The organism is Longimicrobium sp., from assembly GCA_036387335.1.
Taxonomy (GTDB): domain Bacteria; phylum Gemmatimonadota; class Gemmatimonadetes; order Longimicrobiales; family Longimicrobiaceae; genus Longimicrobium.
The window spans coordinates 63,612-81,999 of sequence record DASVTZ010000157.1 but is presented as its reverse complement, the minus strand read 5'-3'; the positions used below and the strand labels follow the sequence as shown (position 1 = coordinate 81,999).

The window sequence follows — 18,388 nt, the reverse complement described above, 5'->3', positions numbered from 1 at the left end:
GCGGCGCGGCGCTCAGGATGACAAACGGGGGAAGTACGCGGCCACCTGCGCACTAACGCACTCACGCACTCACGCACTTCCATTCCCGCACCAGCGGTCGCGGGCTTCGTCCAGCGTTCGCACGATTTCGGCAGTGTCGACGCGCGGGGGCTCGGGATCCCAGACGGGGGCCTGGGCGGCGTAGCGGGCAGCGAGGTCGTCGTAGAAGGAGTGGAGCCAGGCGCCAAAGGGGGCCAGGCCCGGCGACTGGGCCATCAAGCGGAGGTGGGCGCTTCCCACGTCCACCGTCATGCGCACGCCCTTGTGCCGCCGCTCCGTGGTCGCGCCGATGAAGGGCGGCGCCGTGCGCGTGTTGCCGCCCTGCCGCGCCGTGATCTCCATCGCGGTGATCTCGGTGTTCGACGGGAGGCCGCCGGCACGCGACTCCAGCATCCACTCCCATTCCTGCTCCGTCTCGCCAGACACGGAGCCGAACCAGACCGTGTGCGGCGCCAGCCTGCGCAGCACCTTGAGGATGCGCTGCACCTCGTCCAGATCCGTGGCTTTCATCGGTAAAGGGAGGCCCGCCGTTCCAGGGTCAGTTGTACAGGAGGGCCGTCGCGCGGCTCACGCGGAAGATCTCCGCCTGGCGATCCCAATCGGCCAGCAGCGCGGGAAGGGTGCCGCCCTCGATGGCGCTGCGCACGCGATCCGTGCCGGCCAGCCGGTCCATCGTCCCGCTCCAGCGGAAGTGCTGCGGATGGCGGCGGCGGATCGCGTCGATGGCGATCAGCGCGGTGCGGACCGGGCGGTAGCTGGCGCGATCGGTCAGGATGAAGCGCACGCCGGGGACGGTCTGGCCCGGGTACTTCGCCGCGCTGCTCCCGATCGGGTAGCGCACCGCCTCAAAGCGCACGCCCGGAAGCCGCATCCGGTTCAGCTCCGCGGCGACGGCGGGGGCGTCGAGCCAGGGGGCGCCCGCCTGCTCGAAGGGGAGGTCGGTGCCGCGGCCCTCGGAGAGGTTGGTCCCCTCGAAGAGGACGGTGCCGGGGTAATGGATCGCCGCCTCCAGCCGCCGGATGTTGGGCGACGGGTTCAGCCACGGGAGGCCAGTGGCATCGAACCACGTGGAGCGGCGCCACCCCTCCACCGGCACCACCGTCAGGTCGGCGCCGATGTTGAACTCGGTGTTGAAGAGCCGCGCCAGCTCGCCCGCCGTCATCCCGTGGCGCAGGGCGATGGGGTACATCCCCACGAAGGTGGCGTGCTTCGGCTCCAGCATCCCGCCCTCCACCACTTCGCCGCCGATGGGGTTGGGGCGGTCGAGGACGATGAAGGGTATGCCCTTCTTCTTCGCCGCCTGCATCGCCAGCGCCATGGTGGAGACGTAGGTGTACGTCCGCGCGCCCACGTCCTGGATGTCGAAGACCAGCACGTCCACGTCGCGCAGCATCTCCTCGGTCGGCTCGCGGGTGTCGCCGTAGAGGGAGTGCACGGGAAGCCCCGTCTTCTCGTCGCGCCCGGACGCAACCACGTCGCCGTCTGCGAGCACGCCGCGGATGCCGTGCTCGGGGCCGAACAGCGACACCAGCCTGAAATGCGGCGATGCGGCGAGCAGGTCGGCCGAGCTGCGGCCCTGCCTGTCGACGCCCGTGTGGTTCGTGATCAGCCCCACCCGCTTCCCAACGACGGCCGCCGGCGGGCGCTCCAGGAACACTTCGATGCCCGGGCGGATCGTCGTCGTCTGAACGGGCTCGGGTGCACCCGGCTCGGCGGGAGCACACGCCAGCACCAGGAGCGCGGGGAGGGCGATGTGTCGTTTCATGCGGGGATCATAGGGCGGGGGGCGCGGCGTTGCAATGCGAGGCGCGCGTATGCGGGCGTACCACACCGGGGGCTGAAGCCCCCGGCTGGAACGACGCGAAGACCGCTGAAGCGGTCTCGTGAGGCATCGCGCGACACGGGCGGGCCGCAGGGCAGTTTAACGCCCCCTCTCTCGATGACGGGAGGGCGGAGCCCTCTCCTGTTATCGGGAGAGGGGGCAGCGAGGAACGAGCGGGGGTGAGGGCATCGCCCGAGTGTCCGCCTTTGGGACGCGTGAATCCCGAAGGCGAGCCGGTTCCGCGACGAGCCTTTTTGCTATCCGGTTGATCTGCAACGACTTACAATCTGGGCCAAAAGGGTCCGATCCTCGCCTTATAGGTGGCCGAACCCGATGGACCCTACTCCTTATCACACACGAGGCCCGCCATGCTGCAGATCATCATCAACCTCCCGCTCGTCAACGCCTTCGTCGCTCCGCGTGGTGTCGTTCCCGGCCTTTCCGGCTGGCGTCGTGGCGGCTTCAATGGGTATCCGCGTGCGGTCTGAAAACGGCGGGGCTCACGCGGAGCCGCGGAGTCGCAGAGAGAGGGTCTTCTCGCCGCTGCGCCTTCGCGTGAGCCAGGCTGTTCCGCGTCTCTGCGTGAGACGCAGGTTTTAAGAACCGCGCGCGGCTTCGTAGCCCGCCAGGCACGCCGCCGACAGCGCGATTCCGCCCAGGTACCCGCCGGCGACGTCGGATGCCCAGTGCTTCTCCTCCAGCACGCGCGCGCCGGACATCACGAGCGGAACGGTGAGGGCGAGCGGGAAGGTGATGGCGGCAGGGGCCAGACCCTCGCGCGCCAGCACGTACGCGGTCGCCAGGAAGACGGCGCCGGGGCCGAACGCGTGGCCGCTCGGAAAGACGGGGCGGTCGGGAGGATGGCCCGGAGGCGGTGGCGGCTGGGGAAGCCAGCGGTCGAACGCCGGGTTGAGCCCTCGCGCCGCCGCGGCCGCCAGGAGGATCGCGCCCACGCCCGCACCACGCGAGCGAAGCGCCCCGGGCTCGCGCGCGCCCGGCGCGGCCAGCACGACCGCCGAGGCACACAGGGCCGCGGGCACGTAATACCGCTTCTTCCCCGCGGGCGCGATGGCGGCCGCGGCCTCGCGAACCGGGTGGTCCTCGGCGACGGCGGTGGCCTCGTGGAGCGCCTCGTCGGCATCCGCGGTGTCGCGGCGCGCAACGGCCGCGGCGAGGCGCCCGAATCCCGCACCGGCGAGCAGCGCCACGGCCGCCAGGGCGAGCGCGCGCCCGTGGCCGGACATCCCTTCGTTGGAATCGCGTCTGTTCATGCGGACGCGCAAAGCCAAATCCGTACCGCCGCGCCCCTCGCCGTGGTACAGCGCATCACGCGTCCAGACGACGGCCGCGTCCGCGCGTGATTCGCTCGTGCGCCTTTGCCACCACGGGCGTGAGCACCAGCGTGGCGGCGATGCGGAGCGGCTGCGTCAGCTTGGTGGCGAGGTAGGCCGCCGCAAACGTCCCCGCGTTCCCCGCCGCTCCTGACGGTCGCCATCCCATCCGGATCGCCATCCAGCTTCCCACCAGGGTGGCCACGAAGATGACGAGGTACACCGCGATCGCCACGCGGCCGTACTCGGCGAGCGTTTCCTTGAAGTTGATTTTCATCCCTCCATCCTAACCAACGACCGCTCGGGCCGTCCAGTCGTGCTCCCCTCTTTTCCTCTGTGCCTCTGTGTCTCTGTGTGAGCCAAGCAGTTGCGGTTCCTCCTCCGTGCCTCCGCGCCTCCGCGTGAGACCCGCCGTTCCCTAACCGAGCATGCTTCCTGCGCTTGCGCGCGTACACCCTTTCCGCGGGCGCGCCTGCGCTCCGCCCACACCAAGGCGACGCATAGGCATGGGGATCTCGCTCAATCCGAAGCACCTGAAGCTCTACGCCGAGCTCGCGAAGCTGTTCATCAAGTACGGCCGCAGCGACATCGTGAACACGGCCGGGCTGGACGCCGTCGTGGAAGAGCCCACCGCCGCCGAAACCGCCGCCGCGGCGCCGGAAGCGGAGGCGCTCGCGGCGGACCTGGAGCGGATGGGGCCCACCTTCGTCAAGCTCGGCCAGCTCCTCTCCACGCGCCCGGACCTGGTGCCCGAGGCGTACGTCGATGCGCTCTCCCGCCTGCAGGACAAGCTGGAGGCGTTTCCGTACGAGGAGGTGGAGCGCATCGTCCAGGAGGAGCTGGGGAAGACGATCGGCGAGGCGTACGCGGAGTTCAACCCCAAGGCCATGGCGGCGGCGTCGCTGGGCCAGGTGCACCAGGCGACGCTGCACGACGGGCGGCGGGTGGTGGTCAAGGTGCAGCGCCCCGGCGTCCGCGATCGCATCACCGACGACCTCGACGCGCTGGAGGAGGTCGCCGCGATGGCGGAGCGGCGCACCGAGGTGGGGCAGCGCTACGGCGTCCTGGGGCTGATCCAGGAGTTCAGGCGCAACATCCTGGACGAGCTCAACTACAAGAGCGAAGCGGCCAACCTCGCCACTCTGGGGCGCAACCTGGCGCAGTTCGACCGCATCGCGATCCCTTCCGCCATGGATGAGCTGACCCGCACGCGCGTGCTCACCATGGAGTACGTGCGCGGCCGCAAGATCACGGAGCTGAGTCCGCTCCGGCACATGGAGATCGACGGGGTCGCGCTGGCCGAGGAGCTCTTCCAGGCGTACCTCAAGCAGATCCTGGTGGACGGCTTCTTCCACGCGGACCCGCACCCCGGCAACGTGTTCGTGACGACGGACGGCCGCGTCGCGCTGCTGGACCTGGGGATGGTCGGCCGCATTCCGCCCTCCCTGCAGGACCACCTGCTGCGCCTGATGCTCGCCGTGGCGGACGGCAACGGCGAGGAGGCGGCGCGCATCTCCATCGCCATGGGGACGCCGCTGGAGGGGCTGTGGGAGGAGGAGAAGTTCGTGCGGGAGGTGACCGAGCTGGTGAGCCGCTTCTACGGCGCCACCGCCCGGGAGATCGAGCTGGGACGCGTCGTCATCGAGCTGACCAAGATCGCGGCCACATCGGGCATCATCCTACCCAGCCAGATCAGCACGCTGGGGCGGGCCTTCCTGGCGCTGGACCAGGCGGGGCGCACGCTGGACCCCGAGTTCGACCCCAACGCGGCCATCCGGCGCCACTCGTCGGAGGTGATGCAGCAACGGATGCTTCGTAACGCATCGCCCGCCGCGATGTTCGCCAACCTGCTGGAGCTGAACGAGTTCGTGCAGCGCCTCCCGGGCCGGCTGAACCGCGTGCTGGACTCCGTGGCGGAGAACGAGCTGGAGGTGGGGATCAGGGTCAAGGAAGAGGTGTGGATGATGGAGGGGCTCCAGAAGATCTCCAACCGCATCACGGTCGGCCTGGTGCTCGCGGCGCTGATCATCGGCGCGGCGATGATGATGCGCGTGGACACGCCATTCCGCATCATGGGGTATCCGGGGCTCGCGATCCTGCTCTTTCTGGCGGCGGCGGTGATGGGGCTGTTCCTGGTGGTCACCATCCTGATGACGGACGTGCGGGGGGAGTCGGGGAGGAGGCGGGGGAGGGGGAAGACGGGGTGAGGGGCTGGCCGGGCCCGGCGGTTGAAACCGCTGCAACAACCGCGGGAAACCTGCCTTCGCAGGTTGGCAGGGGCGGGGGGGGGTGCCGGGCGGTGGGTTCGGCGGGGCGCCGAATGCCGGCGCCGAACGCCGGGGGATGAATCCCCCGGCTGGAACTACGCGAAGACCGCTGAAGCGGTCTCGGGTGGTGGCGAGCGGTGCGCGCGGGCGGGGTTTGTGCGGTTGTTGGCGGGAGATCTTTTCGGTATCCCACCCTTCGGAGGCGGAGATGGAAGCGGAGATCCTGGCTCGTGAGTTCGCGAGCCGCGCCGTGCCGCACCACGGCGGCCACCTGCTGCTCACGGCCACGGACGCGATCCTGTTGATCAACAGGGCCGCCGAGGCTGGCGTTCCCGTCATGCGCGTCGATGGGCTGCGGCCCGGCGCCGAAGGGACCGCGCCGGCTCGCGGCGAGACGGCGGACTTCTCGGCGGCCGCTGGGGAGGGGCACGGGTGCTGGACTGAGGCGGAGGAGTTCGTGCGGGCCCGGATGGAGCCGGGGCTCGTGTTCGAGCTGACTCTCGGGACGGATCCGCTCAACGCGGCGTGAGGATAGCAGGATGAAGAACGGGGGAGCGGCTGGCTGGCCGCTCCCCCGTTTTGTTCACCCGCGTCGGCTCAGGGGCCGGTGTTGCCGGTGCCGCCCGTGCCGCCGCTGGTGTCGATGCTGCCCGAGGCGTGGAAGCCTCCGCCGCCACCACCCGCGCTGCCCGACGCGCCGCCGGTGCTTCCCGAGGCATTCATCCCGCCCGTGGCTCCCGACGCGCCGCCCGAAGACGATCCGCCGGAGGATTGGCCGGAGTAGCCAAACTCCACGTAGCCGCGCACGTCCGGCCACGCGCCGTGCTGCTGCGACTGCTCGGTGCCCCAGTGGCTCTGCAGCTCGCCCTCGACCTCGTGGAAGGCGCGGCCCTGGTAGTCGGGGTTCTGGCCCGCCATGTGGCCGAACTGGTAGAGCGGGCGCACTTCCTCGTAGCTGCGCGCGCGGCCCTGCGTGCTCCCCTGCGCGCTGATCCCGCCCGAGGCGCCGCCGCCCGCGGTGCTCCCCGAGGCGTGCATCGACCCCGACGCGCCGCCGCCGGACATGCTGCCGGTCACGCCACCCACGCTGCCACCCGTGCTCGCCTGCCCGCCGGCCTGGGCGCGCCCCTGCGCCTCGAAGTGGCTGCGGCAGCGGTTGTCCGCCTCGCTGTTGAAGGAGGCGTGCACCGTGCCGCCGCCCCCCTGCTGCGCGTTCCCCGCCTGGGCCCACCACCCGCCCATGTTGTTGAGCATGGGCCCGAACATCGACATGGCGTTGTCGGCCATCTGGCCCAGCATGCCGCCCAGCCCCTCGCCGATCTTCTGCATGTTGCCCTGGTTCCCTGAACCACCGCTTCCGCTCTGCTGCATCGGGCCCCTCCTCGTCGTCACAAGTCGTTTGGATCGCGCGACTTCCACCCACCCGGGGCGCCGTGGAGGGGCAAGAAGCAGGCCGGGTGCAATAACTTATTACAAAGCTTGTGCAATACGGAACCGGCGTGCTCCGCACTGAAAACCTCCCGGCACGCCTGATGCGAACGGGACCGCCCCCGTCACCCGCGCGGGTGGCCGGCGACCTCACAGAACAAGGAGCTCACGCATGCGCGCGATGGTTTACCGCGGCCCGTACCGGATCCGGGTGGAGGAGAAGGACATCCCGCCCATCGAGCACCCCAACGACGCCATCGTGCGCGTCACCATGGGGGCGATCTGCGGATCGGACCTTCACCTGTACCACGGGCTGGTGCCCGACACCCGCGTGGGGACGACGTTCGGGCACGAGTTCATCGGCGTGGTGGAGAAGGTGGGCTCATCGGTGCAGAACCTGAAGCCGGGCGACCGGGTGATGGTGCCCTTCAACATCTTCTGCGGCTCGTGCTTCTTCTGCGCGCGCGGGCTGCAGGGCAACTGCCACAACGCCAACGCCAACGCCACGGCGGCGGGCGCCATCTACGGCTACTCGCACACCACCGGCGGCTACGATGGCGGCCAGGCGGAGTTCGTGCGCGTCCCCTTCGCCGACGTGGGCCCCACCATCATCCCCGAGTGGATGGACGACGAGGACGCCGTCATGCTCACCGACGCCTGCCCCACGGGGTACTTCGGGGCGCAGCTCGGCGAGATCCGCGAGGGCGACGTGGTGGCGGTGTTCGGGGCGGGGCCGGTGGGGCTCTACGCGGCCAAGAGCGCGTGGCTGATGGGCGCGGGGCGCGTCATCGTCATCGACCACATCGAGTACCGGCTGGAGAAGGCGCGCAGCTTCGCCCACGCGGAGACGATCAACTTCACGGAGCACGACGACCTGATCGTGCACATGAAGAAGATCACCGGCGGGCTGGGCGCCGACGTGTGCATCGACGCGGTGGGCGCCGAGGCGGACGGCGCCTTCTTCCAGCACGTGACCTCCGTCAAGCTCAAGCTGCAGGGGGGCTCGCCCGTGGCGCTGAACTGGGCGATCGACTCGGTGCGCAAGGGCGGCACCATCTCCGTCGTGGGCGTGTACGGCCCGATGTTCAGCGCCATCAAGTTCGGCGACGCCTTCAACAAGGGGCTCACGCTGCGCATGAACCAGTGCCCGGTGAAGCGCCAGTGGCCGCGCCTCTTCGAGCACGTGAAGAACGGCTACCTGAAGCCGAGCGAGCTGGTGACCCACCGCATCCCGCTGGAGCACATCGCGGAGGGGTACCACATCTTCTCCTCGAAGCTGGACGGCTGCATCAAGCCGGTCGTCGTCCCCAACGCCCACTGAGGGAGAGCGAACGATGCCTTACACCCACGAAAAGCCGCCCCTCCCCATCCCGGTGGAGGAACTGCGCCGGCGGATCCCTGGCTGGGGCGTGGACCTGGACCCGGCGGACCGCCCCTCGCACCCGCAGGAGCGGTTCGACCCCACGCTGAACGGGGCGCACTGGCACTTCCCGGAGCGGCAGGAGGAGAAGTGGCCGCGCGAGAGGTCGATCGAGCACAACATGCTGACCCCGGTCTTCGGCACATCGTGCCCGCCGAAGGGCCTTTCGGGGATCATGCGGAAGTGGGCGTACGCCTCGTACAGCGAGGCCACGGCCGCGCACTGGCTCATCCTGATGGCCGCCGACCGGGTCGATGCGCTGGAGAGCAACCTGGGCTCGCTCCTCACCGGCCATCCGGACAACCCGATCACCGAGACCGGTGTGTTGGGCGAGCTCAAGGCGCACCCCATCCGCTCCCGCATCGGCCAGGGCCGCGCGGACCTGAAGCACACGTGGATGGACCCGCTCATCGTGGCCGCCCCCTGGGTGATCGCCGGCGGCCTGGCCTACGCGGGCGTCCGCGCCCTCACAGGCGGCCGCGACCGCTGACCCCCGCGCGCATCGTGACGAAGGCCCTGCACCCGGAGTCGGGTGCGGGGCCTTTCACTGTTCAAGGACATTCATGGAGAGCCTCTTGTGTCTCCCGCCAAACAGGTCTGCCGTACGCGTGACCGCTTTCACCTGCAAAATCCTGAGGCGGAGTGTGGAGAGGTTATCTTCTGGAAACCCGTGAGGTTACCTACGAAAGCGTTGCTACCTTGTGGCAAATGCCAGTACGTATATATTCCTTTCCGAAGCGGCCGCCGAAGCCGATCCGCTGGGTGGGATCATCGCTGGAAGATCTTAGTGCCCTACCGACACTGGTGAAGCGCGCCTTTGGATTCGCGCTCCGAACCGCGCAGGACGGCGGGAAGCACCCGGATGCCAAGCCGCTCCACGGATTCCACGGAGCAGGCGTGCTGGAGGTGGTAGAGGACCATGCGGGCGACACCTACCGGGCCATCTACACGGTAAGGTTTGGGAGCGCAGTGTACGTCCTGCACGTCTTCCAGAAGAAGAGCAAGCATGGCATCGGCACCCCGAAGCACGAGATGGATCTGGTCCGTGCACGGCTCGAAGCCGCCCGGCGGATGCACGAAGGCAGATAAGCGCAGAACCTGAATCGCAGGCAGAGCGAGGGAACGATGAGCGACGACATCCGCATTATTGAGGGCAGCGCGAACGTTTTCGCGGATCTGGGGCTCGCTAACGCCGACGAACAGCTGGCGAAGGCGGACCTCGCAATCGCGATCGTCCGTCGTGTCGAGGAGCGCGGACTGACCCAAGCGGACGCCGCACGTCTGCTTCGCACCACGCAGCCGCGCATCTCGGACCTGCGCCGCGGCAGGCTCGACCGTTTCTCCATCGACACCCTCCTCCGCCTCCTGACGCGCCTGGGGATGGACGTCGAGCTACGCTTCACTCCCAAGCAGGACGAGACGGCGCGCGTCCGGGTGGTGGACCCCGCCGCATGACCAGAGGCACAGAGAGATGCTCCTCTCTGTGCCTCTGTGTCTCTGTGTGAGCCATGCAGTTGCGGTGCTCTCTGCGCCTCCGCGTCTCCGCGTGAGACCCGCCGTTCAGGGCTTCGGCGCTTCGGGGGCGCGGACAGTCGGGTACTTGATGCCGAGCTGCTCCAGGTAGGTGCGGTAGCGCGTGGGATCGTAGTAGAACCGCCGCATGTCGGGACGGTAGCGCTGCATCACCTGCGCATTCATGTACACGGGCGGCTGGTCGCCGGGGCGGATCAGCGGCTCGTACTTCACGTCCTTTGTCTGCACGTTGCGGAAGTAGCTCCACGCGCTGTCCACCAGGGCGGGCTTGGTGAACAGGTCCAGCAGCGTCATCGCCGTAGCCTTCGCGCCGGCGGTGGCGCCCTTGTGCGCGATGGGCGTGGCCATGGCGATCGCGCTCGACCAGTTATGCCCCGGCAGGTTGGGGATGTTGCTCGGGTAGCGCAGCGTGATGGTGGGCACGACCCACGAAATGTCGCCGATGTCGTCCGATCCGCCGCCGCGGTTCTGCTCGGGCGGCACGCCGCTGTCGATCTTGGCGAGCGCGGTGTCGAGGCCGGGCGTATTCTCGTTGCCCAACTCCTTTTGCACGGCGCGGGCGAGCGTCTGGTCGGCCTCGTCCCAGCGCGGAAGGCCCACGCGGCGGATGTTGTCGTACATCGCCATCGCCACGGGGCGGTTGAAGTGCCGCGGCCAGGCGGCTCCCAGCACCTGCATGGTGTCCAGCGTGGTGCCCGTCATCAGCGTGGCGCCGCGCGCGATCTGGTTGCCGATCTCCCACAGCTCGCGGATGCGCGGGTACTCCACCTCGCGGAAGTAGTACCAGACGGCGGCCGAGCGCGGCACCACGTTGGGCTGGTCGCCGCCTTCGGGGATCACGTAGTGCGAGCGGTGCTGCAGCCGAAGGTGCTCGCGCCGGTAGTTCCACCCCGCGTTCATCAGCTCCACCGCGTCCAGCGCGCTGCGCCCCCGCCACGGCGCGCCGGCGGAGTGCGCGGTCTCGCCCTGGAAGCGGTAGAGGACGCTCACCAGCCCCGTGCCGTCCGACGGGCCGTACGACACGTTCAGGTTGCTCCCCACGTGGGTGAAGATGGTGACGTCCACGTCGCGAAAGAAGCCGGCGCGTACGAACCACGCCTTGGCCGCCACCAGCTCCTCCGCCACCCCCGGCCAGATGCGGATGGTGCCGCCGATCCCCTCGCGCTGCATCACCTTCTTGGTGGCGATGGCGGCGGTGATGACCACCGGGAGCCCCGAGTTGTGCCCCTCGCCGTGGCCGGGCGCGCCCTCCACCAGCGGGTCGCGGTAGGCCACGCCCGGCTTCTGCGACGCCTGCGGAATGCCGTCCAGGTCCGACCCGAGCGCGATGACGGGCTTCCCCGTGCCCCACGTCGCCATCCACGCGGTGGGGATGCCCGCGATCCCCTCCTGCACCGTGAAGCCGTTGCGACGCAGGATGCCCACCAGGTAGCGCGAGCTCTCGCTCTCCTGGAAGCCCAGCTCCCCGTACGAGAAGACCTGGTCGACCATCTGCTGCGTAAAGGTGTGCATCCCGTCGATCTCGCGCGCGATCTCGTCCTTGAGCGCGGAAATGCGCGCGGAGTCCAGCGGCGCGCGCTGCGCCGCGGCGCTCGTGGACCCCAGCGCGAGGGCCAGCAGGGCGGAGCCGATCAGGCGGTGCAGACGCATGGAGATCTCAGCTGTGGGGTCGGGCGCGTTCCAGGGGATGGTTGCTACGCTATCGGCGGCGTGCGGCGCCTGTCAACCGGAGCCGGGGGGAGCTCGCGCGGCCTGCGCTTTGCCAGCATCACTCGTGTGGCACGATGCCTCGCCACAGGTGCACCGCCCCGCATCCGGAGTGATTCAATGCTCCTTTCCTCACTCCCCGCGCGTACTCGCCTCGCCCTCTGCGCGCTCGTACTCGCGGCGTGCGATGGATCGAGCACGGCGACGACCACTCCGCCTCCGTCACCGCCGCCGCCCACGTTGTCTCCAGAGGCACAGTGGCTGGCCGCGAACGCGCACCCCATCGCCACGCTCGCCATCGGCAACGACTTCCGCGACCTGGAGCCGCTGCGCGCGGCCATCGGCGGCGCGCGGATGGTGATGCTGGGCGAGCAGTCGCATGGCGACGGCACCACGTTCCTGGCCAAGGCGCGCCTGATCGCCTTTCTGCACCAGGAGATGGGCTTCGACGTGCTGGCGTGGGAAAGCGGGATCTACGACGTGCACGAGGTGTGGGACCACATCCGCGCCGGCGAGGACGTGCTGGCGGCGAGCCGGCGCGGGATCTTTGGGATCTGGACGCGGAGCGAGCAGGTGCTCCCCACGCTGGACTACGTCTCGCGGACCCTGGGCACGGCCCGCCCGCTGGAAATGGCCGGCTTCGACAACCAGCTCACCGGCACCATCGCCGACGACTCGCTTTCGGCGCACGTGCTGGCGTTCGCGCGCGGCATCGGCTCGCCCGTGGCCGACGACCCGGAGTGGCCCGCCGCCGCCGCCACCCTCACGGATCTCGCCGTCACGGGCTCTCAGCCGAAGCCCTCGCTCGCCGATCAGGCACGCCTCCTCCGCATCCTGGGCGCGCTGCGGCTCGACGCCTTCGCGCGCAGCGAGCGCGACCGCGAGGCGCTCTTCTGGATGCAGGCGCTGTCCAGCATCGAATCGTATGCGCGGATGAGGTGGGCCGCCAACACTCCACCCACCTCCGAGGACAACAACCCACGCGACGCGCAAATGGGGGCCAACCTGGTGTGGCTCGCCAACAACTACTATCCGGGGCGCAAGATCATCGTGTGGGCCGCCAGCGCGCACACCGCGCGCAACCTGGCGCCCCTCAGGACGAGCGAGGGGGTGCGGCCCTTTGCGAGCGGCTGGACGGTGCACATGGGGGACCAGGTGTACCGCGCGCCCGGCGTGGAGATGTACTCCATCGGCTTCACGGCGGCAGGGGGGAGCTTCGGCCAGGTGGGCGGCGCTCCGCAGACCATCCGCCCCAACCTGCTGGAGTCGCTGGAGACCCACTTCGCGGCCACCCCGTTCGACTACGCCTTCATCGACTTCCGCCAGCGGGCCGCGGGCGGCGACTGGCTCACCGACACGTACTCGCGCCCGTTCGGCTACTCCGACCTCCGCGGCGACTGGACCGCCGTGTTCGACGGAATGATCTTCACCCGCGTCATGACGCCGAGCACCCTCGCTCCGCGCTAGGGGCGCGATTCATCGCCCGTGCCCCGTGCTGCTCCGTTCCCCGCCCCCAACGCACCGATCCCGTAGGGGCAGACCTGCGTGTCTGCCCTCCTTCGCCCCGCCCCCCGTTCCCCGCCCCCACGCACCGATGTCGTAGGGGCGGCCCCACGTGGCCGCCCGTGCCCTCCGCCGCTCCGCACCCCGGTTTAGCCGTGATGTCATCTGGGCCTCTGGTACTCCGCGGCGCCTTTCCGCACCTGCGCCGGCGTGGTGGACGCGGCGATGATCGCACAGATCGGCTTGCTTCTCCCGTCGTGGCACACCGCGGTCCGTATCACGGTGGAGTCGGCACTGACCCACTCCGCGAATACGTCGCGCGGCCGAGGCGAGCGTCCGCTGTGCACCCGCTGGGGCTCGCCGAAATGCGCGTACCGCCGGCGAAGCGCGGCGAAATCTCCGGAGCGTTTCCACGACAGCGCGCGGAGGGTGTCGTTCTGGAAGAGCAGCCCTACATTCCTTTCGCTGTCAACCGACAGCGCGTGTCTGGTGCAGTACTGGTAGCCGGGGTGTGACCTGCAGGTGATCCTCTCCTCGTACATCACGTTCCGGTTGGCGATCTGCTTGGCAACGGCGCGGCTCATCCCGATCCGCAGATCGCCGAGCTCACCCATCGCCGCCGTATCCGTGGGCACGGGGCGCCCGTTGGTGCAGCCCAGCACGAGCAGCCCGGCAACCGCGATGCAGAGTAGCCGCATGTGCGTCCCGTTCGACAAAGGCGATGGTGATCGCAAGCACCTTAGGCGGGCTCACGCCATTAACCCGTGGTCGCGCCACTTAAACCGAGCATCACGCCATAAAAACTCGACCTTACGCCATTAAACCCAACCTTACGCCATAAACATCTGAATCACTCCGGTGAAACCAGGCTTGTGGATGCACCTACTCCGGCACCACGGCGGTCGCTTCGATCTCGACGAGCGCACGCGCCTCCAGAAGCGCTGCAACGACGACGACGGCCATCGCGGGGTAGTGGCGGCCGAACACCTCGCGGTATGCGTCGCCGAGCGCGCGGCCGGCGGAGAGGTAGGCGTCGCGGTCGGTGACGTACCAGATGAGGCGGGTGACGTGCTCCGGCCGCGCGCCCGCCTCGGCGAGCACGGCGGCAACGTTGCGCAGCGCCTGCCCCACCTGCGCGGCGAAGTCGTCCGTCTCGAACTCGCAGGTGCGCGGATTCCATCCGATCTGCCCCGCCGTGAACACGACGCGGCCCGATGCCGCGGTGCCGTTCGCGTAGCCGCGCGGCTTCGCCCAACCGTCGGGCTGGAGGATGTCAATCAAGTAGGGATCAGGGATTAGGGACTAGGGATCAGGTGGCCGGGTCCCGCAGGCGGAAGCGCTGGAGCTTGCCGGTGGCGGTGCGCGGGAGGGAGTGGACGAACTCCACGCGGCGCGGATACTTGTAGGGCGCGATCTGCTGCTTCACGAACTCCTTGAGTGCCTTCACCATCTCGTCCCCGGGCACATTGCCGTCGCGGAGGACGACAAAGGCTTTGACCACGTGGCCGCGCTCCTCGTCCGGCGCGGCGACGCAGGCGCACTCCAGGACGGCGGGGTGCTCGAGGAGCGCATTCTCCACCTCCGGGCCGGCGATGTTGTAGCCGGAGGAGATGATCATGTCGTCGTTGCGCGCCTGGAACCAGAAGTAGCCGTCCTCGTCCATCCTGTACGCGTCGCCGGTGATGTTCCAGCCGTTCTCCACATACTTCGCCTGTCGCTCGTCGTCATCCAGGTAGCGGCACCCGGTCGGCCCGCGCACCGCCAGCCGCCCCAGCTCGCCCGGCGCGACGGGCTGGCCGTCATCGCCCAGCAGCGTGGCGCGGTAACCCGGCACCGGGCGCCCCGTCGAGCCCGGCCGAATGTCGTCGTCCGCGGCGCTGATGAAGATGTGCAGCATCTCGGTGGAGCCGATGCCGTCGATGATGCGCAGCCCGGTCGCTTCGCGCCACGCCTCGAACGTCGCCAGCGGGAGCGTCTCCCCCGCCGAGACGCACTTCTTCAGCGATGAGATGTCGAAGTCCTTGACCATCCCCGACATCGCTCGGTAGGCTGTGGGCGCGGTGAAGACGATGGTGGCGCGATGGTCCTGGATTCCCTGCAGAAGCTGAGGCGGGGTGGCCTGCTCCAGCAGCAGCGTCGCCGCGCCCGCGCGCATGGGGAAGAGGAGGTAGCCGCCCAGCCCGTACGTGAACGCCAGCGGCGGCGATCCGCAGAAGAGGTCGTCCGGCCCCGGACGCAGCACGTGCGCCGAAAAGGTGTCCGCCGCGGCCAGAAGGTCGCGGTGGAAGTGCATCGCCCCCTTTGGCTGCCCCGTCGTCCCCGAGGTGAAGGCGAGGAGCGCGACGTCCTCCGCCGACGTATCCACGTTCGCGAACGTCGCCGGCTGCCGCGCCATCCGCGCCTCCAGCGAGTCGTCGCCCTCCGCGCCGAACACGACCGTCCGCTCCAGCGACGGCGCGTGCCCCGGCATCTCGTCCAGCAGCCGCGCATCGCAGAGGGCGAAGCGGATGCGGGCGCGGTCCAGCAGCGTCGTGATCTCGCGGTTGCGGAGCAGCGGCATGGTGGCGACGACGATGCCGCCCGCCTTGAGCACGCCAAACCACGCCGCGGCCATCATCGGCGAGTTGAAGCCGCGCAGCAGCACACGGTTGCCTGGCACCAGCCCCAGATCGTCGCGCAGCACCCCGGCGATGCGGTTGGCATTCTCCATCAGCTCCGCGTACGTCCACCGTCCGCCAGCAAAGACGAGCGCTGTCCGCTCGCCATCGCCCGCGGCGACGCGCGCGTCCACCAGCTCCGCGGCGGCGTTGATGCGCGCCCGTCCCGCCAGCGCCGGCACGCCGGAGAGGTCGATCTCCGGCCACAGCTCCCGCGGCGGAAGATGGTCGCGCGCAAAGGTGTCCGCGTGCGCCGTGGGGGCGGCCTGCACCGTCGCCTGGAGCATGGGCGGCATCCGTTGGGGGTGGATGAACAGCGGCCTGCGTCTTCAGCTGGCGAGGAGCTGGCCGGCGATGACGAGCTTCTGGATCTCGGACGTGCCCTCGTAGATGCGGAGGGCGCGCACCTCGCGATACAGCGATTCCACCACGCTCCCCGCCACGACGCCGCGCGCGCCGAGAAGCTGGACGGCCCGGTCGATCACCTGCTGGGCCGATTCGGTGGCGTGCAGCTTCGCCATGGCCGCCTCGCGGGTGACGCGCGGTGCGCCGCCGTCGCGCGTCCATGCCGCACGGTATACGAGGAGCGCGCTGGTGTCCACGGCAACGGCCATTTCGGCGAGCGCGGCGCGGGTGAGCTGGTGCTCGCTGAGCACGCTGCCGAACACCTGCCGCGCCGTGGTGAACGCCACCGCCTCGTCGAGCGCCCGCCGCGCGAAGCCCAGCGCCGCGGCGCCCACGGTCGAGCGAAAGACGTCCAGCGTCCCCAGCGCCACCTTCATCCCGCCCCCCGCCTCGCCGAGAAGCGCATCGGCGCCCACCCGGCACCCATCGAAGTCCACGGTGCCCAGCGGGTGCGGCGCGGTGACGTCGATGCGCTCGGAGACGCGTAGGCCGGGGTTGTCGGCATCCACCACGAAGGCGGCGAACCCGCGCTCGCCGGCCTCGGGGAAGCGCGTGAAGACGGTGTAGCGGTCCGCGATCCCGGCGTTGGAGATCCACGTCTTGCGCCCGTCGATCACGTAGCCGCCGTCCGCCCGCCGCGCCGTCGTCGTCATCGCGCTCACATCGGACCCTGCATCCGGCTCCGAGAGCGCGAACGCCATCACCGCCTCCCCCGCCGCGATCGCCGGAAGCCAGCGGGCGCGCTGGTCATCGTTCCCAAAGAGCGAGATCGGTCCCGCGCCGAGCCCCTGCAAGGCGAACGCGAAGTCGGCCAGCCCGGACGCGTGCGCCAGCAGCTCGCGGATCACGCAGAGGGAGCGCACCTCCAGCCGCTCGTGCGCGCCGCCCTGCGCGGCCGGAACCGCGTAGCGCAGCCATCCGCCCGCCGCCAGCCTTCGCACGAGCTCACGGCACGTCGCGTCCACGTCGGCGTGCGCATTCGCGAGCGGCGAGATCTCGCGCGGAATCCACGCATCCAGCTCCGCCACGAGCCGCCGGTGGCCCTCGTCGAAGAAGGGCCACGACAAAAAGGTGCGATCAGGCATCGGCGCCACGATGCAAGCGCCCCAACGACAATCTCACACAGAGACACAGAGACACAGAGAGAGAACTTCTAAGTCTTTCTCTGTGTCTCTGTGTCTCTGTGTGAGCCATGCAGTTGCGGTTCTGCACGTCAGTTGCCCTGGAAAACGGGCCGCTCCTTGGCCGCGAACGCGTGGTAGGCGCGCGCGAAGTCTTCGGTCTGCATGCAGATGGCCTGGGCCTGGGCCTCGGCCTCGATCGCCTCGTCCACGCCCATCGCCCACTCCTGGTGGAGGCACTTCTTGGTCATGAAGTGCGCGAACGTCGGCCCGGCGGCGAGGTCGGACGCGAGCTTGCGCGCCTCCTCCTGCAGGGCATCCGGCTCCACGAGGCGGTTGTAGAAGCCCCAGCGCTCGGCCTCCTCGCCCCCCATCGTGCGCCCCGTGAAGAGCAGCTCGGACGCGCGCCCCTGCCCGATGATGCGCGGGAGCATCGCGCACGCCCCCATGTCCGCGCCGGAAAGACCCACCTTGGTGAAGAGGAACGCCACCTTGCTGCGCGCCGTCCCCAGCCGCAGGTCGCTGGACATCGCGAGGATGGCCCCCGCCCCCACGCACGCCCCGTCGATGGCCGCGATCACGGGCTGCGGACAGCCGCGGATGGACTTCACCAGGTCCCCGGTCATGCGGGTGAAGGCGAGCAGCTCGTCCATCTCCTTCCGCTCGCGCATCCCCACCAGCGGCCCGATGATCTCGTGCACGTCGCCGCCCGAGCAGAAGTTGCCCCCCTCGCCCGTCAGCACCACCACCTTCACGTCGGTGGCGAACTGCAGCTGCCGAAAGGTGTCGCGCAGCTCGGCGTAGCTCTCAAAGGTGAGCGGATTCTTTCGCTCCGGCCGCGCGAGCGTCACCGTTGCGACCGGCCCCTCCACCTGCCAGCGGAACGAGGTGGGCTTGAGATCGGCGCCGAGGATCTTGGTGTTCATCGATTGAATGCGGTTCCGGTAAGGGACGGTGTGCTAGGTTCCGGCGAGTAAACTCGCTGCAACAACCGCACAAAGTCCGCCTGCGCGGACTCGGCGGCGAGATTCGCCTGCGTTGCGCACGCCGCTCCCAGAGCGAATGGAGGCTGCTGCAACCACGCGAACTCCGCCTTCGCGGACTGGCTTCGGCGCGCGAGACCGCTTCAGCGGTCTTCCCGTGGTTCCAGCCGGG

At 69.5% G+C, this 18,388-nt stretch carries 18 protein-coding genes; 7 read left to right on the top strand and 11 right to left on the bottom strand.

Annotation, left to right across the window (positions count from 1 at the left end):
* Positions 1 to 69: 69 nt before the first annotated feature.
* The 4 genes from VF647_15420 to VF647_15405 all read right to left on the bottom strand — a co-directional run bounded on the left by VF647_15420 (position 70) and on the right by VF647_15405 (position 3,469).
* Positions 70 to 549, bottom strand: a complete 480-nt coding sequence (locus tag VF647_15420) for a hypothetical protein (GenBank protein HEX8453491.1) — start codon at positions 547 to 549, stop codon at positions 70 to 72.
* Positions 550 to 577: 28 nt separating this feature from the next.
* Positions 578 to 1,804, bottom strand: a complete 1,227-nt coding sequence (locus VF647_15415; protein ID HEX8453490.1) for a DUF1343 domain-containing protein — start codon at positions 1,802 to 1,804, stop codon at positions 578 to 580.
* Positions 1,805 to 2,457: 653 nt separating this feature from the next.
* Entirely contained in the window at positions 2,458 to 3,132 is a 675-nt protein-coding gene (locus tag VF647_15410; protein HEX8453489.1) for a phosphatase PAP2 family protein, read from the bottom strand.
* 55 nt (positions 3,133 to 3,187) lie between these two features.
* The gene (locus tag VF647_15405) at positions 3,188 to 3,469 is read right to left on the bottom strand and encodes a DUF1279 domain-containing protein (GenBank protein HEX8453488.1); all 282 of its coding nucleotides are present in this window, start codon (positions 3,467 to 3,469) and stop codon (positions 3,188 to 3,190) included.
* 229 nt (positions 3,470 to 3,698) lie between these two features.
* Here VF647_15405 and VF647_15400 point away from each other — a divergent pair, with 229 nt between their 5' ends.
* Positions 3,699 to 5,399: an AarF/UbiB family protein gene (locus VF647_15400; GenBank protein HEX8453487.1), complete on the top strand. Its 1,701-nt coding sequence runs from the start codon at positions 3,699 to 3,701 to the stop codon at positions 5,397 to 5,399.
* 268 nt (positions 5,400 to 5,667) lie between these two features.
* Positions 5,668 to 5,988 (top strand): hypothetical protein, encoded by a 321-nt coding sequence (locus tag VF647_15395; protein HEX8453486.1) that lies wholly within the window; start codon positions 5,668 to 5,670, stop codon positions 5,986 to 5,988.
* Positions 5,989 to 6,056: 68 nt separating this feature from the next.
* On the opposite strand, the gene VF647_15390 is transcribed toward VF647_15395, so the two are convergent.
* Entirely contained in the window at positions 6,057 to 6,830 is a 774-nt protein-coding gene (locus VF647_15390; protein ID HEX8453485.1) for a hypothetical protein, read from the bottom strand.
* A gap of 229 nt (positions 6,831 to 7,059) precedes the next feature.
* On the opposite strand from VF647_15390, the gene VF647_15385 reads away from it, so the two are divergent.
* From VF647_15385 to VF647_15370, 4 genes are all read left to right on the top strand, one after another.
* Positions 7,060 to 8,208, top strand: a complete 1,149-nt coding sequence (locus VF647_15385) for a zinc-dependent alcohol dehydrogenase (GenBank protein ID HEX8453484.1) — start codon at positions 7,060 to 7,062, stop codon at positions 8,206 to 8,208.
* A 13-nt stretch (positions 8,209 to 8,221) separates the two neighbouring features.
* Positions 8,222 to 8,797, top strand: a complete 576-nt coding sequence (locus tag VF647_15380) for a hypothetical protein (GenBank protein ID HEX8453483.1) — start codon at positions 8,222 to 8,224, stop codon at positions 8,795 to 8,797.
* Positions 8,798 to 9,069: 272 nt separating this feature from the next.
* Entirely contained in the window at positions 9,070 to 9,396 is a 327-nt protein-coding gene (locus VF647_15375) for a type II toxin-antitoxin system RelE/ParE family toxin (protein ID HEX8453482.1), read from the top strand.
* Positions 9,397 to 9,432: 36 nt separating this feature from the next.
* Positions 9,433 to 9,762 carry a helix-turn-helix transcriptional regulator gene (locus tag VF647_15370; GenBank protein HEX8453481.1) on the top strand — a complete coding sequence of 110 codons (330 nt, stop codon included), beginning with the start codon at positions 9,433 to 9,435 and terminating at the stop codon, positions 9,760 to 9,762.
* A gap of 105 nt (positions 9,763 to 9,867) precedes the next feature.
* Here the strand turns inward: VF647_15370 and VF647_15365 are convergent, their stop codons facing one another.
* Positions 9,868 to 11,490, bottom strand: a complete 1,623-nt coding sequence (locus tag VF647_15365; protein HEX8453480.1) for a hypothetical protein — start codon at positions 11,488 to 11,490, stop codon at positions 9,868 to 9,870.
* A gap of 297 nt (positions 11,491 to 11,787) precedes the next feature.
* Between VF647_15365 and VF647_15360 the strand changes: the two genes are divergently transcribed.
* Entirely contained in the window at positions 11,788 to 13,014 is a 1,227-nt protein-coding gene (locus VF647_15360; GenBank protein HEX8453479.1) for an erythromycin esterase family protein, read from the top strand.
* A gap of 197 nt (positions 13,015 to 13,211) precedes the next feature.
* On the opposite strand, the gene VF647_15355 is transcribed toward VF647_15360, so the two are convergent.
* From VF647_15355 to VF647_15335, 5 genes are all read right to left on the bottom strand, one after another.
* Positions 13,212 to 13,664 (bottom strand): hypothetical protein, encoded by a 453-nt coding sequence (locus VF647_15355; GenBank protein ID HEX8453478.1) that lies wholly within the window; start codon positions 13,662 to 13,664, stop codon positions 13,212 to 13,214.
* 268 nt (positions 13,665 to 13,932) lie between these two features.
* Positions 13,933 to 14,331 (bottom strand): RidA family protein, encoded by a 399-nt coding sequence (locus VF647_15350; GenBank protein HEX8453477.1) that lies wholly within the window; start codon positions 14,329 to 14,331, stop codon positions 13,933 to 13,935.
* A 28-nt stretch (positions 14,332 to 14,359) separates the two neighbouring features.
* Positions 14,360 to 16,003 carry a benzoate-CoA ligase family protein gene (locus tag VF647_15345; protein HEX8453476.1) on the bottom strand — a complete coding sequence of 548 codons (1,644 nt, stop codon included), beginning with the start codon at positions 16,001 to 16,003 and terminating at the stop codon, positions 14,360 to 14,362.
* A gap of 33 nt (positions 16,004 to 16,036) precedes the next feature.
* On the bottom strand, positions 16,037 to 17,197 hold the full coding sequence (locus VF647_15340) for an acyl-CoA dehydrogenase family protein (protein ID HEX8453475.1): 1,161 nt from the start codon (positions 17,195 to 17,197) through the stop codon (positions 16,037 to 16,039).
* Between the two features lie 128 nt (positions 17,198 to 17,325).
* Entirely contained in the window at positions 17,326 to 18,159 is an 834-nt protein-coding gene (locus VF647_15335; protein ID HEX8453474.1) for an enoyl-CoA hydratase family protein, read from the bottom strand.
* Between the last annotated feature and the right edge of the window lie 229 nt (positions 18,160 to 18,388).